The organism is Brasilonema angustatum (assembly GCF_059505445.1).
This window is the reverse complement of sequence record NZ_JCACKO010000132.1, coordinates 20905-34635: the sequence shown is the minus strand read 5'-3', so window position 1 is coordinate 34635 and position 13731 is coordinate 20905. Positions and strand designations below refer to the sequence as shown.

General features: G+C 42.0%; 11 protein-coding genes. 8 read left to right on the top strand and 3 right to left on the bottom strand.

Annotated elements, in window-relative coordinates; all coding sequences use genetic code 11:
- Positions 1-61: 61 nt before the first annotated feature.
- From AC5JM2_RS22870 to AC5JM2_RS22855, 4 genes are all read left to right on the top strand, one after another.
- Positions 62-619 carry a 1,2-dihydroxy-3-keto-5-methylthiopentene dioxygenase gene (locus tag AC5JM2_RS22870; RefSeq protein ID WP_495837120.1) on the top strand — a complete coding sequence of 186 codons (558 nt, stop codon included), beginning with the start codon at positions 62-64 and terminating at the stop codon, positions 617-619.
- 11 nt (positions 620-630) lie between these two features.
- Entirely contained in the window at positions 631-1299 is a 669-nt protein-coding gene (gene mtnB, locus AC5JM2_RS22865) for a methylthioribulose 1-phosphate dehydratase (RefSeq protein ID WP_495837119.1), read from the top strand.
- A 130-nt stretch (positions 1300-1429) separates the two neighbouring features.
- Positions 1430-1729, top strand: coding sequence for a putative quinol monooxygenase (locus AC5JM2_RS22860; RefSeq protein ID WP_495837118.1), 300 nt, complete (start codon positions 1430-1432; stop codon positions 1727-1729).
- A 128-nt stretch (positions 1730-1857) separates the two neighbouring features.
- Complete coding sequence (locus AC5JM2_RS22855) at positions 1858-2895, top strand: zinc-dependent alcohol dehydrogenase family protein (protein WP_495837117.1); 1038 nt, start codon at positions 1858-1860, stop codon at positions 2893-2895.
- Positions 2896-3001: 106 nt separating this feature from the next.
- Here AC5JM2_RS22855 and AC5JM2_RS22850 read toward each other — a convergent pair whose 3' ends face one another.
- The gene (locus AC5JM2_RS22850) at positions 3002-4705 is read right to left on the bottom strand and encodes a tetratricopeptide repeat protein (protein ID WP_495837116.1); all 1704 of its coding nucleotides are present in this window, start codon (positions 4703-4705) and stop codon (positions 3002-3004) included.
- 153 nt (positions 4706-4858) lie between these two features.
- A complete protein-coding gene (locus AC5JM2_RS22845) occupies positions 4859-6259 on the bottom strand; it encodes a PPC domain-containing protein (RefSeq protein WP_495837115.1) in 1401 nt (466 codons plus the stop codon).
- 821 nt (positions 6260-7080) lie between these two features.
- On the opposite strand from AC5JM2_RS22845, the gene AC5JM2_RS22840 reads away from it, so the two are divergent.
- From AC5JM2_RS22840 to AC5JM2_RS22825, 4 genes are all read left to right on the top strand, one after another.
- Positions 7081-9120 (top strand): protein kinase domain-containing protein, encoded by a 2040-nt coding sequence (locus AC5JM2_RS22840; protein WP_495837114.1) that lies wholly within the window; start codon positions 7081-7083, stop codon positions 9118-9120.
- A gap of 72 nt (positions 9121-9192) precedes the next feature.
- Positions 9193-9474, top strand: coding sequence for a 4a-hydroxytetrahydrobiopterin dehydratase (locus AC5JM2_RS22835; protein WP_495837113.1), 282 nt, complete (start codon positions 9193-9195; stop codon positions 9472-9474).
- Between the two features lie 707 nt (positions 9475-10181).
- The gene (locus AC5JM2_RS22830) at positions 10182-11993 is read left to right on the top strand and encodes an iron uptake porin (protein WP_495837112.1); all 1812 of its coding nucleotides are present in this window, start codon (positions 10182-10184) and stop codon (positions 11991-11993) included.
- Positions 11994-12128: 135 nt separating this feature from the next.
- Positions 12129-12704: a 2'-5' RNA ligase family protein gene (locus AC5JM2_RS22825; RefSeq protein ID WP_495837111.1), complete on the top strand. Its 576-nt coding sequence runs from the start codon at positions 12129-12131 to the stop codon at positions 12702-12704.
- Between the two features lie 122 nt (positions 12705-12826).
- On the opposite strand, the gene AC5JM2_RS22820 is transcribed toward AC5JM2_RS22825, so the two are convergent.
- Positions 12827-13729, bottom strand: a complete 903-nt coding sequence (locus tag AC5JM2_RS22820; protein WP_495837110.1) for an MBL fold metallo-hydrolase — start codon at positions 13727-13729, stop codon at positions 12827-12829.
- Between the last annotated feature and the right edge of the window lie 2 nt (positions 13730-13731).

The following is a 13731-nucleotide window of genomic DNA, read 5'->3' as shown; positions in this document are numbered from 1 at the left end:
CGGACGCGCTCCGTCCCTCGATAAGATACCCTAGAATATATATCTTTGCGCGAGGTGAGATATGGCGATTCTACAATTAGAAGATGGGACACGATACACTGATTTGCAAGATATTTCCCGCGAACTAGCACCCCTAAATATTCAACTTAATCGCTGGGCTGTTGGAGAAAGTCAACAGTTGCATGAACTATTATCACAAGATAGCCTCAATGAAGATGAAAAAGAACAAGTCTTAAAATCTCTGGATAGATATTTCCAGCAACTGCAACAAACAGCAGGCTATCAAACCCGCGATTTAATTGTCCTGCATCCAGGAATGCCGAACCTTGATGCCATGATGACAAAGTTTGACAAAATCCATACCCATTCAGAAGACGAAGTTCGTTACATCATTGATGGAGAAGCCATTTTTGGTTTTGTCCGACCAGATGGTAGCCAAGTAGAACTCACAATACAACCCCAAGAGTACATCAATGTGCCTGCGAGGACTGAACACTGGTTTTATCTAACTCCAGCACGGCGAGTTAAAGCAGTGCGTTATTTCACAGCAACTGAGGGTTGGACTCCCGAATATACGGGTAAGGAAATTCACACTCGCCAGGTTATCAGTAAAGTATAAATGAAGACGCAATGAATAGCCCAAAGCTGATTGATCCTCGTCTTGAACTGATCTGTGCTGCCCGTCATTTCTACCAACAAGGATGGATGGTGGGGACTGCGGGAAATCTCTCAGTTCGTTTACCTGATGACAGCTTTTGGATTACAGCTAGTGGTCGGTGTAAAGGAGAATTAGAACTTGCTGATTTTGTACGTATCTATCCAAATGGCAAGGTAGAAAAATCCTCGCCTGATGTCAAGCCTTCAGCTGAAACTGCCATTCACCAAGTTCTTTATACTCTATTCCCTGAAGCTACAAGCTGCTATCATGTTCACTCAGTAGAAGCAAATTTGGTTTCTCGTTTTGTAAAAGCAGATACCTTGCCCCTACCACCGTTGGAGATACTCAAAGGACTGGGAGTCTGGGAAGAGAATCCTGATTGCGCTATGTCGATCTTTGACAATCATTCACAGGTTTCCTGCATTGCAGATCAGATTAAAGAGCGCTTTACAACAATTCCTCCACAATTAAGCGCTTTACTTATCCGTGACCACGGTGTTACTATTTGGGCACCTTCTGCCAAAACTGCCCGCAATTATATTGAGTTAGTGGAATACATTTTCCGCTATATGGTCGCAGCCAGAGGTGTGGGTGTTTGGAGTGTAAGTGAGCCAGTACTTGATGAGGGTTTCCCTCCGTAGGTATCTGGTGAGACCAGCGCTGCAGGAGGGTTTCCCTCCGTAGGCGACGGGCGTTCCCGATAGCCGTAAGGCGTGGCGTTAGCCATAGGGCGTGAGAACAGAGAGTGGGCAAAGTAGAGGAAGAAAAAAAATGACTAATCAAAATATTCGCGTTGTTGCCCGGATTATTGCTTTACCTGAAAAAGTAGAAGCTGTGAAAGCTGTGCTGTTGGGGATTATTGAGCCAACTCGACAGGAAGCAGGGTGTATCAGGTATGAATTGCTGCAAAATGAGTCTGATCCCACAGACTTCACTTTTGTAGAAGAATGGGCTTCTGATGATGCTCTTGATACCCATTTAGCGACACCCCACTTCAAGGAAGTAGGCGCTAAACTGGCGGGTTTGCTTGCTGCAGATCCTGATATCCGTCGCTATAGTGTTTTGGCTTAGCGGATTACAGGATGCGGAATGTGGCTTAACTATAGACTTAAGTCTGAAGATGCATATCAAATTGGGCAAGCCTTCACTAAAATTTGGAGTGTCTTGAGCAATAAAAAATAATTTCCAAGGAGTTTCTCATGCGAGCAACCATTTATCAGGGAATTGGTGATGTGCGAGTCGAGAACGTTCCCGACGCGAAAATTCAGCAGCCAACTGATGCGGTTGTGCGGATTACCCATGCCTGTATCTGTGGTTCTGATTTGTGGTTTTATCGTGGGTTAGATAACTGGAAATCTGGCTGGCGCACTGGTCACGAGTGGATGGGTATAGTTGAGGAAGTTGGTTCCGAAGTCCGCAATATCAAAAAAGGCGATCGCGTACTTGCTCCCTTCGCTTTTTCTGACGGTAGCTGCGAATTCTGCGGCAAGAATTTGCAGACTTCCTGTGTTCAGGGCGGTTTTTGGGGTGGAGAGTCCAATGACGGCGGACAGGCGGAAGCTGTGCGTGCACCATTTGCTGACGGTACTCTCGTCACCATTCCCAAGGAAGTTGAGAATGACGATGCGATGCTCACGAAAATTCTACCGCTTACCGATGTCATGTCAACCGGTCATCACGCGGCGGTTTCGGCAGGAGTACAGCAAGGAGGTACAGCAGCAGTCATTGGCGATGGTGCTGTTGGGCTATGTGGCGTACTGGCGGCAAAGCGATTGGGAGCAGAACGCATTATCATCCTTGGTCGTCACCAGAACCGTTTGGAAATTGCGCGGCGCTTCGGGGCTACCGACGTGGTGACGAGCAAAGATCAGCAGGCGGTAGATGAAGTGTTAGAGATGACCAAAGGCGGCGCAGAGTCTGTGCTTGAATGTGTTGGTAATGAATCATCTATGGATACGGCGATCTCAATCACTCGTCCTGGTGGAGCGATCGGTTATGTCGGAGTACCCCACGGTAGCGAAACCATTAATCTGTCGCGGATGTTCTTCTCCAATATTACGTTACGCGGCGGAGTTGCACCAGCCCGTGCCTACATTCCCGAACTACTTACCGACGTAGTGGCGGGTAAAATTGATCCTTCCCCCGTTCTGGATCTCACTGTTGATCTCAATGGTGTCCCCTCTGGCTATGCAGCGATGGATAAAAGGGAAGCGATTAAGGTGATGGTGCGACCATAATATCGGTGTTGCTGATCTCGTATGAAAATAATTTTTTGATTTGGTAGTCTTCAATCAGTAATGAGTTAAAATCTCCTACTGATTGCTTCTGACTTTTGAATTCTCTTCAAAAGTTTAAAATATCTAAGGATTCTTCTATTTCTAAATCTAAAATTCTTTCCCGTGTATTTTTCTGCTCCTCTAACTTACCTTCTTTGCGATAAAGATCTGCTGCTTTTTGAAAATCATCAACAACTCCCTGCCTATCTCCTAGCTTATAACGAGCATGACCACGGTTGTAATATGCGTCTGCATCGTTGGGATTTGTCTTAATCACCTGTGTGTAATCTTCAATCGCCCCCTGATAATCTCCTAAGTCACAACGAGCCTGACCACGGTTATAATATGCATCAATATCATGAGAACTTTTTTTAATCACGTGTGTGTAATCTTCAATTGCTCCCTGATAATCTCCTAAATCAAAACGATAATCTCCACGATTTTTGTAACCATTTATGTCATTAGGTTTCACTTCTCTTGACTGAATAAAAAGCTCAATAGCTTCTTTTGAGTTTACCAAAAGAGAACTATTTGGATTAATTTTGAGTGCCTGATTATAATCCTCAATTGCACCCTGATAATCTCCTAACTGATAACGAATATCAGCACGACTTTTGTAAGCCACTGCATCATTAGGATTCATTTTAATTGCCTGAGTATAATCTGCAATTGCTCCCTCGTAGTCTCCCTGCTGATATCGAGCTAAGCCAAGTTTAGTGTAAACTTTACCGTAATAAGGATTAATTTGTATTGCTTGAGCGTAATCAGCAATTGCTGCCTTGTAATCTCCTATATGATAACGAGCAAAACCACGCTTATAAAAAGTTTCAGCATCTTGAGAGTTCAGCTTTAAAGCTTGATTGTAGTTATTAATGGCAGCGTTGTACTGTTCTTTTTCAAAGCTTTCATCACCCAGTTTGATAGAAAGCAGACTCATATCTCCATTATGGAAGCGGAGATAATCATTTTGCTCCGGAGAAAAGTTACTTTTGATAGACTGTTTTTGATGTTGCGGATAGCTAGGTTGCTGTTGTTGAGAAGGAAAGTTTGTTTTAGCCAAGTTTTGCTTTTCTTGCTGATAGCTGTGTTCCTGCTTAAGGTTATATTTACCTAGTTGAGATGTTTGATGAGAGTTTACTGGTGTTTGATGAGAGTTTACTGGTGTTAAAGATTCTAACTGTTCTAAATAGCACCGTAAACCACTGCCATACAGTAATTGTTCTATCCCAAATGAAATCTTTCCAGTCTTCAGCTTAATCATTTGGGTGGGAAGAAAACCAGCAAAGAAGAGGTTATATTCAGGTTGTGCCTCATTGACTTCTTCCTGAATAAATATGCAGACAACAACGGCATTTTTTTGAACTTCTTCTGAATTAATTGACCATCTAACTTTATTCAGACTGCCATGACGTGATTTAACGGCAATGCCAACGGATGGATCAAAAGTTAGCGTAAAATCCACTTTGCCATCGCCAATGCCAAATCGTTTTTCATAATCTACTTCAGTCACGAAAGCAGCCAAACGTTCTTTGACAACTTCTTCACCTAATTTGCCTTTCAAATTACTGATAAAAACATCACGGACTGGTGAAGTGCGCTTATATTTCTCAGCCATCTGCCAGCAAAATTCCCGTAGTGCTTTTAACCTCTCGCCTGAGATGACTGTTAACTCGCTATATTGCCCTTCTGTTTCACAATGCAGCAGACAACCAGATGTTAACCTCTTGATGAAATCAGATTGTAGCGATCGCAGTAGGGTAATCCAGTCCATTTATAATTCTGCGAATCTTTTTGTTTATTGTATTAAAATAGCAAATCAGGGAAAACTTGTCGAAGTTGTATATAATGCAACATACAGTTATAGAACCTCAGCCCCAACCCCCTTCTCTATAGCCGCCTCTATTTACGCCAGTTTAAAATCCTGCTAGAAAACTGTCAATCGGTATGTCCCGCGTTCCTGTGCATTAGCTGAAATCACCACTATATAGTATGTGTCATCTGCAGGCAGTTTAGCGCGATCAATCAGCGCACTGTACCTACCATCTTTGTCACTATCTGAAGCAACGATTTGTCCCTTGGAATTGAGCAAAACAACATAAGGAGAAAATTCCTCAAAAATACTATCCGCACGGATACTAACCAGTTGGTCTTTCTTACCTTGAAACTTAGAAACATTGTAAGGGCTTTTATTTTGTCTCAGGGTCGAGTTCTTTAGTGTCAATTCACTAGATTGATCTAAACTGTAGCTGGCTCTATCATTCCTGAGAGCTAGGCTGTAGCGACCTTTCTCCCTTGGATTTTGACTAGTGACTGCAATTGTATAAGTACCTTTGGCTGGTAATCTTACAAATATAAATGCATCTTTGACTCCGCGACTATCTGCAGCTCCGCCTGTACCTCTTTTTAAAAGAACTTGATTATTAGGGTCAAGTAGAAACAAGAAGGGGTTTAGACTTAAATTGTTTGAGCGACGTTGATCTGCACTACCTGTAAGTCTGATTTGAATCAGTTGGTTTTCTCTGCCTTCAAATTGATAGAAATGAAAAGATCTACCTTGCGACTGATAGTCAGATGGAGCAAGAACACCGAACGCAATATCTACAAAATCAATCTTTCTAAAACTAGGTGTTATGGAAGTAGAAATAGGGGAACCTCCAGTGACTGGCTGACGAGTTCTTTGGCGTCCAGAAGTAGAGAGACGATCTGAAGATTTCGGTGTGGGAGTGATTCTAGTTGCTGTGGGTGCTGGCGTGGTTCTAGTTATTGTAGGTGTAGAAGGAGTCGTCGCAGGTTTCGGCGTGGGAGTGGTTGTGCCTGTTGCTGTGGATGTAGAAGGAGTCGTCGCAGGTTTCGGTGCTGGGGTTGTACCTGTTGCTGTGGGTGTAGAAGGAGTCGTCGCAGGTTTACGTGTGGGAGTGGTTGTGCCTGTTGCTGTGGGTGTAGAAGGAGTCGTCGCAGGTTTACGTGTGGGAGTGGTTGTACCTGTTGCTGTGGATGTAGAAGGAGTCGTCGCAGGTTTGGGCGTGGGAGTGGTTGTGCCTGTTGCTGTGGGTGTAGTAACAGGCGGTAAAGGTGACTCAATAGGTTCTTTGCGTTGTTGAGATACAGGGGGTTGAGCTACAGGGATTTGCTCGATTCCTTTTTCTACTGCTTCTGGTTGTCTCTCATCTGGTGTTTTGGCAATGATGAAGTGTCTAGAATGTAGGGGACTTGCCAAAATACTAATAGGCAGAGCATAACTCGTTATTAATAAACTACTGCTCATACAAGAAATTAAAATCAAGTCTAATTTCTTCTTGTAGTGTTTATTATTTTTTCTTGCCATAATTCACTCCTCATTTTTTATTTCTCAATTCAATTTAATGGTAGATGTACATTTTCTACCTGACTGGTGTATTCCGATCTGCTTATCTGCTTGTTGTTTCTTAAACTAAACTAAATATTTGCTTAAGTAGGTCAACATCGAAAAAGGTAAAATAGAGTCGTTGCGATTACTTGGCTTCACGGAAATTACCCTTTGAGCAAGCGCATTGGATTTTGATCGTAATGAGATTTTACATTTCCCGAATTTGAGCTACTTTTCTGTATAAATTTTACTTAAGGTGCTGGAATATTACCGTTATATTTGCTAGAAAAAAATAATATTTCAGTACGCTTTATAGATATAATATGACAAAAAATACAAAATTATTGCTATTTACATCAGCAGGGGAAATGTTCCATAAGTTGTTGAAGTTATCAAAGGCTGACTTCAATTTTAAAAATTCGTGCGTAAATTTTAACGAATACAGGTGTTGCATTTATGACTTATACCTCAGCTTGCCTACACGACCCCTCTTTTCACTACCACCACCAGACAATGGGGGGTGAGGTGATTGACCCGCAACTAGGTATAAATCTAAGAATCCGGAGAACAGGCAAATTAAGATGAAATAGGTAACTGGTATAATTCATACTCACAAAAAAATCTCAACGTATTGTTCAAGCTGAATCCCCTAAAATCACTTAAATTATAAGATAGCTAATTAAGAACTAAGTACTAGGTTGATAAAACATGACAAGATTACTCACTCACACAGCAGATCGTAAAAATATACGCGATCGCATAATTTTAAGATACACTCAAGCTGCAAATTGATTCCCAGTATGTTGTGCTGCCTGAATCCCGATTGTCCAAATCCTGTAAATCCAGACGAGAACGAATTCTGCTCAAGTTGCAGTACACCATTAATTCCTTTTTTGAGGGGTCGTTATCGTGTTATCAAGCTACTATCTAATGAAGGAGGATTTGGCAGAACTTATTTAGCAGAGGATATAGACAAGTTAAATGAACCTTGCGTTGTCAAGCAATTAGCACCCAAAGTCCATGAAACATTAGCTTTAAAAAAGGCAGTTGAACTGTTTAAAGAAGAGGCAAAACAATTACAACAACTGGGACAACACCATCAAATCCCCACGCTTTTGGCTTACTTTGAGCAGAATAATTATCTTTTTTTGGTGCAGCAATATATAGATGGCCAGAATTTACTACAAGAATTGCATCAACAGGGAATTTACAGTGAAAGTAAAATACGAGTTTTTTTGCTAGATTTACTGCCTGTTCTTGAGTTTATTCACAAACGTGGAGTTATTCATCGAGATATCAAGCCCCAGAATATTATCCGCCGTAATAGTGATGGGCAATTAGTGCTGATTGATTTTGGAGCTTCAAAGCAGCTCAGTGCCACAGTACAGACTAAAATTGGTACGAGTATTGGTTCGCACGGTTACACGCCAATGGAACAGATGCAGGATGGAAAAGCTTATCCAGCTAGTGATTTATTTAGCTTGGGTGCGACTTGTTTTCATCTGCTGACTGGGATTCCCCCGTCTAAACTATGGATGCAACATGGCTATAGTTGGGTGACTGATTGGCGGCGATATTTGAATCAACAAGGTCAGGGTGGAACAATTCCAGACCGTCAAAAATTGGGTAAAGTCTTAGATAAGCTGTTAAAAATTGATGTCCAACAGCGTTATCAATCTGTTCATGAAGTTCTCAAGGATATATCGCCTCAGTCCTCACAATCATTATCCTCAACGATTATTTCAGTCGCCTCATCATCTCAGTTCTCACTTCCATTATTACTAGATCGTCCGCTCAAGAAACATCTATTAGCTAGCGCTGGTATTGTACTCTTAGGATTGGGAGGAGTTTGGTATTCATACTTTGCTGGTCGATTCATTACCAAGCCTTCCAACCTGAGTCAGCCTACAAACACAACCTCAGAAGATTCTTATTCACCCAACACCTTAAAGGGGCATTCCAGTGATGTGAATTCTGTCGCCTTCTCAGTTGATAGCAGAACTCTTGCTAGTGGCAGTGATGATCAGACTATCAAAATATGGAATTTGGCGAATCAAGAAGAAATTCGTACTTTGAAGGGGCATTCGGGATGGGTTTGGGCTGTCGCCTTCTCTGCGGATGGCAAAACTCTTGCCAGTGGTAGTGCAGACAAAACTATTAAACTGTGGAATCTAGAAACAGGACAGGAAATTGCCACTCTGATTGGGCATAATGCTGGAGTCTCTTCTATCGCCTTTAGTCCAGATGGCAAAACTCTTGCCAGTGGAAGTTTGGATCACACGATTAAACTTTGGAACCTGGAAACGGGTAAGGAAATTTACACCTTCAAAGGACATTCCAAAGCAGTTGCCTCTATTGCCTTCAGTCCAGATGGCAAAACTCTTGCCAGTGGAAGTTGGGACAAAACGATTAAACTTTGGAACTTAGCTACACAACAAGACATTCGCACCTTTGTAGGACATTCTTCTATGGTTCTTTCTGTCGCTTTCAGTCCTGATAATGTCACTGTTGCTAGTAGCAGTAAAGACAAGACAATTAAACTTTGGAATCTGGTGACAGGAGAAGCTACCCACACGCTGAAGGGACATTCTGACAAAGTGAACTCGATCAAATATCTGCCAACCACAGGTAACGATAACACTTCCAATAAAGTCATTCTTGTCAGTGGTAGCAATGACAACACAATAAAACTTTGGAACCCGGTAACAGGAGGCGAAATTCGCACCCTAAAAAGGGATTCAGGCTATATTTATTCTGTCAGCGTTAGTCCAGATGGAAAGATGATTGCTAGTGGCGGCAGTGCTGATAATATAATCAAGATTTGGCAAGTGCCTCGTTAAGTGGTGGCACCTGAGAGCCAATCAACGACTGAACCTTAGATTACTATTGAAATCAATTTGAGATTTGTTAATATGACACAGCTACTTACTGAGGAAGAAATTCAACAAAAAGCAAGCCATTTGCAAAATTGGACAGTGGAAGCGTCAACGTTAAAATGTACACGCAAATTTAAAGACTTTATCCAGGCTATAGAATTTGTAAATAAGCTTGTTGAACCTGCTGAGTCAGCACAACATCATCCAGATATTGAAATTTCTTACAACAAAGTCAATATTTCACTCACAACCCATGACGCAGGTGGGTTAACACAAAAAGACTTTGATTTAGCAAAGGTCATTTCGGAAATTAATTAAGTTAACCGATTTGCTTCTATAGCTATTTTGATAAAAAAATGACTAAAGAAGTAGTCATGAACCACGATTGAGAATGGTGAGTGTGCAAGTAATATACTTCGTGGCAGTTGTCGGGAAAAGGGGAAGGCGGGGTTCCCTATGGGGAAAAGAGGAAGGTGGGGTTCCCTATGGGGATAAGGGGCAGGGTGGAAAAGGAAATTTTGGTTTTTTCCCTTTCCCGTTTAACCTTTAACCTTTTCCCACCAATGCACAAAAAGCACTTTTGCGCATTGAATGAACCAGTACTACTAGGTATAGCAGGGAGCAGGGAACGCTTAACAGGAAACAGGGAACAGGGTTGAAAGTCTCGTGGTGTCCATATTTTCTCATTAGTTCATGTCCTGATCTACCGGGCAACTGCTATATATAATACTCAGAGCTGCGTCTCCTAGTGAGACAATGAGATGTGTGACAGTTTAGAAGGCGATCGCTTCGACCTTGTCATCTATTTTTCCTAAATTACAATTGCAAGTAAATAGAAATATGTTTTTGCATAAGTTAATTGGATTATTTATTTAGCTAAAACTAACTGTTTATTTAGCTTGGCAAAAACTAAGGCAGTGTATTGGGCAAGTTTGTCTAATCCACAAGTCTCAATAAAACTTGCAACTTTGAGAATAGTTGCAGCAAAAAGTGATCTATACAAAGGTGTGAGGAGAACAGGAAAGATGTCTAATATCTTGCGGAAATCTTTAGTCATCAGTCCAGCAGTTTTGGGAGCAACGTTGTTGGTATCTACAGCGGCGATCGCAGCTCCAAACAACATCAACAATCAAGTTGTGACAACAGAAGTTTCACAAACAAGCAATAATCAACAAGCTTCTAGTTCAGTCTCAACAACTTCAACGACAACTGCTACTGAAGTTTCCCCTAAGCCAGAGACGTTAACTCAAGTACAACAAACAGATGTTAACGTTCTGCAGCAAGTGAACAGCTACACGAACGATGGGAAAAATAATTCTCAGTCGCAAGTGACATCGGTTTCCCAGTTCTCCGACGTACAGCCAACTGATTGGGCTTTCCAAGCGCTACAGTCTTTAGTTGAGCGTTATGGTTGTATTGCTGGTTATCCCAATGGGACGTACCGTGGTAACCGTGCTTTGACTCGTTATGAATTTGCTGCAGGTTTAAATGCATGTCTGGATCGAGTTAACGAACTGATTGCGACAGCAACATCTGACTTAGTAAGAAAAGAAGATCTGGCTACTCTACAGCGCTTACAAGAAGAATTTTCTGCAGAATTGGCAACTCTACGTGGTCGTGTAGATACATTAGAAGCGCGCACTGCAGAATTGGAAGCCAACCAATTCTCAACAACTACCAAACTCGTTGGCGAAGCAATCTTCGCCCTCAGTGATGCTTTCGGCGATACAGCAGGCAGAAACAATAACACTGTCTTCCAAAACAGAGTACGTTTAGACTTGCAAACCAGTTTCACAGGTAAAGATGTTCTGCATACGCGTTTGGCGACTGGTAACGCCAGAAGATTAAACACAGGTGGTAATGTAGACGTCAATAGAAATGGAACTATAGACGCCTCAGAGCAAAGTGCTGGAGGGTTTCAAACGTTTAACCTTAGTGGAGATAGTAGCAACAGCAATGACGTTATCCTTGATTGGTTGGGTTACTACGTCCCTGTAGGACCTGCCCAACTTTACGTTGTAGCTACTGGTGGTATTCACAGCGATTATGCTGCTACCAATAATCCCTACTTTGAAGACTATGATGGCGGTAACGGCGCTTTGACTACCTTCGCTTCTGAAAACCCCATTTATCGGATTGGTGGGGGTGCAGGTGCAGCGCTCAATATTCCTTTTGGTAAGGGTGGTGGGGTCCTCAAACCAAGTTCGTTAACTGTGGGCTACTTGGGATCTGAACCGAATGATCCAGGTATCGGTTCAGGTATATTCAACGGTAACTATGCTGCCCTAGGACAGTTGAACTTTAATCTTGGTCAACGGTTTGCATTAGCAGCCACCTACGTTCACGGATATCACGGTGCTGGTGGTGCATTATTTGATGCTGGTGGATTCCAGGGAGCAAACACCCCTGTTGTAGGTACTTCACAAGCTAACGCTCTGAGTTCGACCAATGCATCTTCCAGTAACTCCTACGGTTTGTCAGCAGCGTTTAGACCGAGTGACAAACTCTCTGTTAGTGGCTTCGTTTCTTATCACGACGTCACAGGCTTTGGTAGAAATGATGACTATGAAGCTTGGAGTTACGGACTCGGAGTTGCCTTACCTGACTTTGGAAAGAAAGGTAACGTCTTGGGTGTTTTCGGAGGCGCTCAACCTTATGCCCTTGGCAGAGTAGCTGGCGCTAACGCTATCCCATATCAAATCGAGGGTTTTTACAAGTATCGCGTAAGTGATAATGTCTCCATCACTCCTGGCGTTATCTATCAGATGTCTCCTGGTCAGAATAGCAATAACGCTGATGCGTTTATTGGAACCTTAAGAACAACGTTCACCTTCTAGATAGTTGACAATACTTAGGATACTCTGTATCCATAAGAATTGCTCCGCAGATTGCAGCGGGGCTTTTTATATTTTTAGCTTAATCGGGCATTGATCTGATCACTAATCGCTTGCAAAAGGCTATCTTTTTCATAAATGCTGCAATCACACAGACTTTATTTTATAGCCCTCCTACCACCACAGGAAATTCAAGACTACGCCAACCAAATTAAGCAATACTTTGCGGATAAATATGCCAGTCGTCACGCGCAAAAATCTCCACCGCACATCACTCTCCAACCGCCCTTTAAATGGGCAGATGCTGACGTACCAAGACTAGAAAAATTCCTTGGAGATTTTGCCAGTTGTCGAGAGTCCGTGCCTATTACACTGAGTGAGTTTGGTGCTTTTGCCCCTCGTGTAATATACATCAATGTCGTCAGAAGTTTAGAACTGCTGACTTTGCATACTGATTTGATGCTGCATTTGGAAAGTAACTTGGGAATTATTGACAAGGTTGGGAAAACTCGTCCCTTTGCTCCCCATATGACAGTTGCATTTAAAGACTTAACAAGGCAAAATTTTAAGGCAGCTTGGTCTGAATTTGAGAAGCAACAGTTGCACTTTGAGTTTACTGCTTCTTACTTGAAACTGTTGCTGCACGATGGCAGGCGGTGGAATGTCAAGTCAGAATTTTTGCTACAAAAAGCGTACCTGCGGGGAGCTCCTTAACTGAAGTATCTGTCGCATTCTTTTGGTAAAATCGATATCAGTTTTAAAAAGATAAGTTTTGTGTATAGTTTTCTGTGTTGTTACATAAATTGAGATAAATTTTTATTTAGATAAATAACTAACTACACAACAGGTAAAACTAAATTTTCTTTAGCTAGTAATGTTTTCGGAAAGACAGATTTTACTTCAATCTGAACTTGGTCGAGAAAATCATCGTGGTCATCTGGACGATGATGAGAAATAACTAACTGGTTCACCTTAGCAGTTTTAGCCAAATTGACAGCAGTGCCCCAGTGAAAGTCAGGCTCGTTATGATTGGGTGCTGCGGGAGTTGTATAAGTGGCATTAGCAATTAGCAAATTAACGTTTTTTGCAAGCTGGGCTACGCATTTTCGATCCACTTCATTTGCGATCTTAGATAAATCTGTTAGATAGGCAACACTGTAGTCTTTCCAACTCACTCTATAACCTATTGATTTTTGCTCGTGATTAATGATTGCCGCTGTGATGGTAACATCATCTATCCTCACCACCTTACCTGATGTCAAATTATGGAAGTGTAATTCAGATTGCATGAACTGTAAAGGGTAAGGAAAGTGAGGCTGAAGCATTTGATCACACAAACATTGCTTAATGGATGCTCCATTTAAAGCGGCTGTTCCATAAATATGGAAGCAATTTTCGCTCTTGAATGCGGGAGCAAAAAAAGGAAATCCTTGGATACGATTTGATTGGGAGTTGGTAAAAAATAAATGGGCATTTAAGGGTGATTGCAGTTGCAGCCAATTTTTCCCAAGTAGGCGTAAACCAGTACCGCCATCAAAAACCAAGCGTTTTCCACCTATTTGCATTTCCACACAAGCAGTATTACCACCATAGTGGATGGTGTGGTTATCTGGTGTGGGAATTAAACCCCGTACACCCCAAAATTGCACTACAAATTCTAACCCTTGACTTAGAATCTGGGGTAGCAGTGGCTCTGGAGTTAGCTGCTTGTGGGAAGGCGACTGCTTAAAATTTGACATAT

Excerpts from the sequence above, each read along its gene's own strand:
- AC5JM2_RS22870 (WP_495837120.1), top strand. The coding sequence starts at position 62 with ATGGCGATTCTACAATTAGAAGATGGGACACGATACACTGATTTGCAA.
- mtnB (WP_495837119.1), top strand. The coding sequence starts at position 631 with ATGAATAGCCCAAAGCTGATTGATCCTCGTCTTGAACTGATCTGTGCT.
- AC5JM2_RS22860 (WP_495837118.1), top strand. The coding sequence starts at position 1,430 with ATGACTAATCAAAATATTCGCGTTGTTGCCCGGATTATTGCTTTACCT.
- AC5JM2_RS22855 (WP_495837117.1), top strand. The coding sequence starts at position 1,858 with ATGCGAGCAACCATTTATCAGGGAATTGGTGATGTGCGAGTCGAGAAC.
- AC5JM2_RS22850 (WP_495837116.1), bottom strand. The coding sequence starts at position 4,705 with ATGGACTGGATTACCCTACTGCGATCGCTACAATCTGATTTCATCAAG.
- AC5JM2_RS22845 (WP_495837115.1), bottom strand. The coding sequence starts at position 6,259 with ATGGCAAGAAAAAATAATAAACACTACAAGAAGAAATTAGACTTGATT.
- AC5JM2_RS22840 (WP_495837114.1), top strand. The coding sequence starts at position 7,081 with ATGTTGTGCTGCCTGAATCCCGATTGTCCAAATCCTGTAAATCCAGAC.
- AC5JM2_RS22835 (WP_495837113.1), top strand. The coding sequence starts at position 9,193 with ATGACACAGCTACTTACTGAGGAAGAAATTCAACAAAAAGCAAGCCAT.
- AC5JM2_RS22830 (WP_495837112.1), top strand. The coding sequence starts at position 10,182 with ATGTCTAATATCTTGCGGAAATCTTTAGTCATCAGTCCAGCAGTTTTG.
- AC5JM2_RS22825 (WP_495837111.1), top strand. The coding sequence starts at position 12,129 with ATGCTGCAATCACACAGACTTTATTTTATAGCCCTCCTACCACCACAG.
- AC5JM2_RS22820 (WP_495837110.1), bottom strand. The coding sequence starts at position 13,729 with ATGTCAAATTTTAAGCAGTCGCCTTCCCACAAGCAGCTAACTCCAGAG.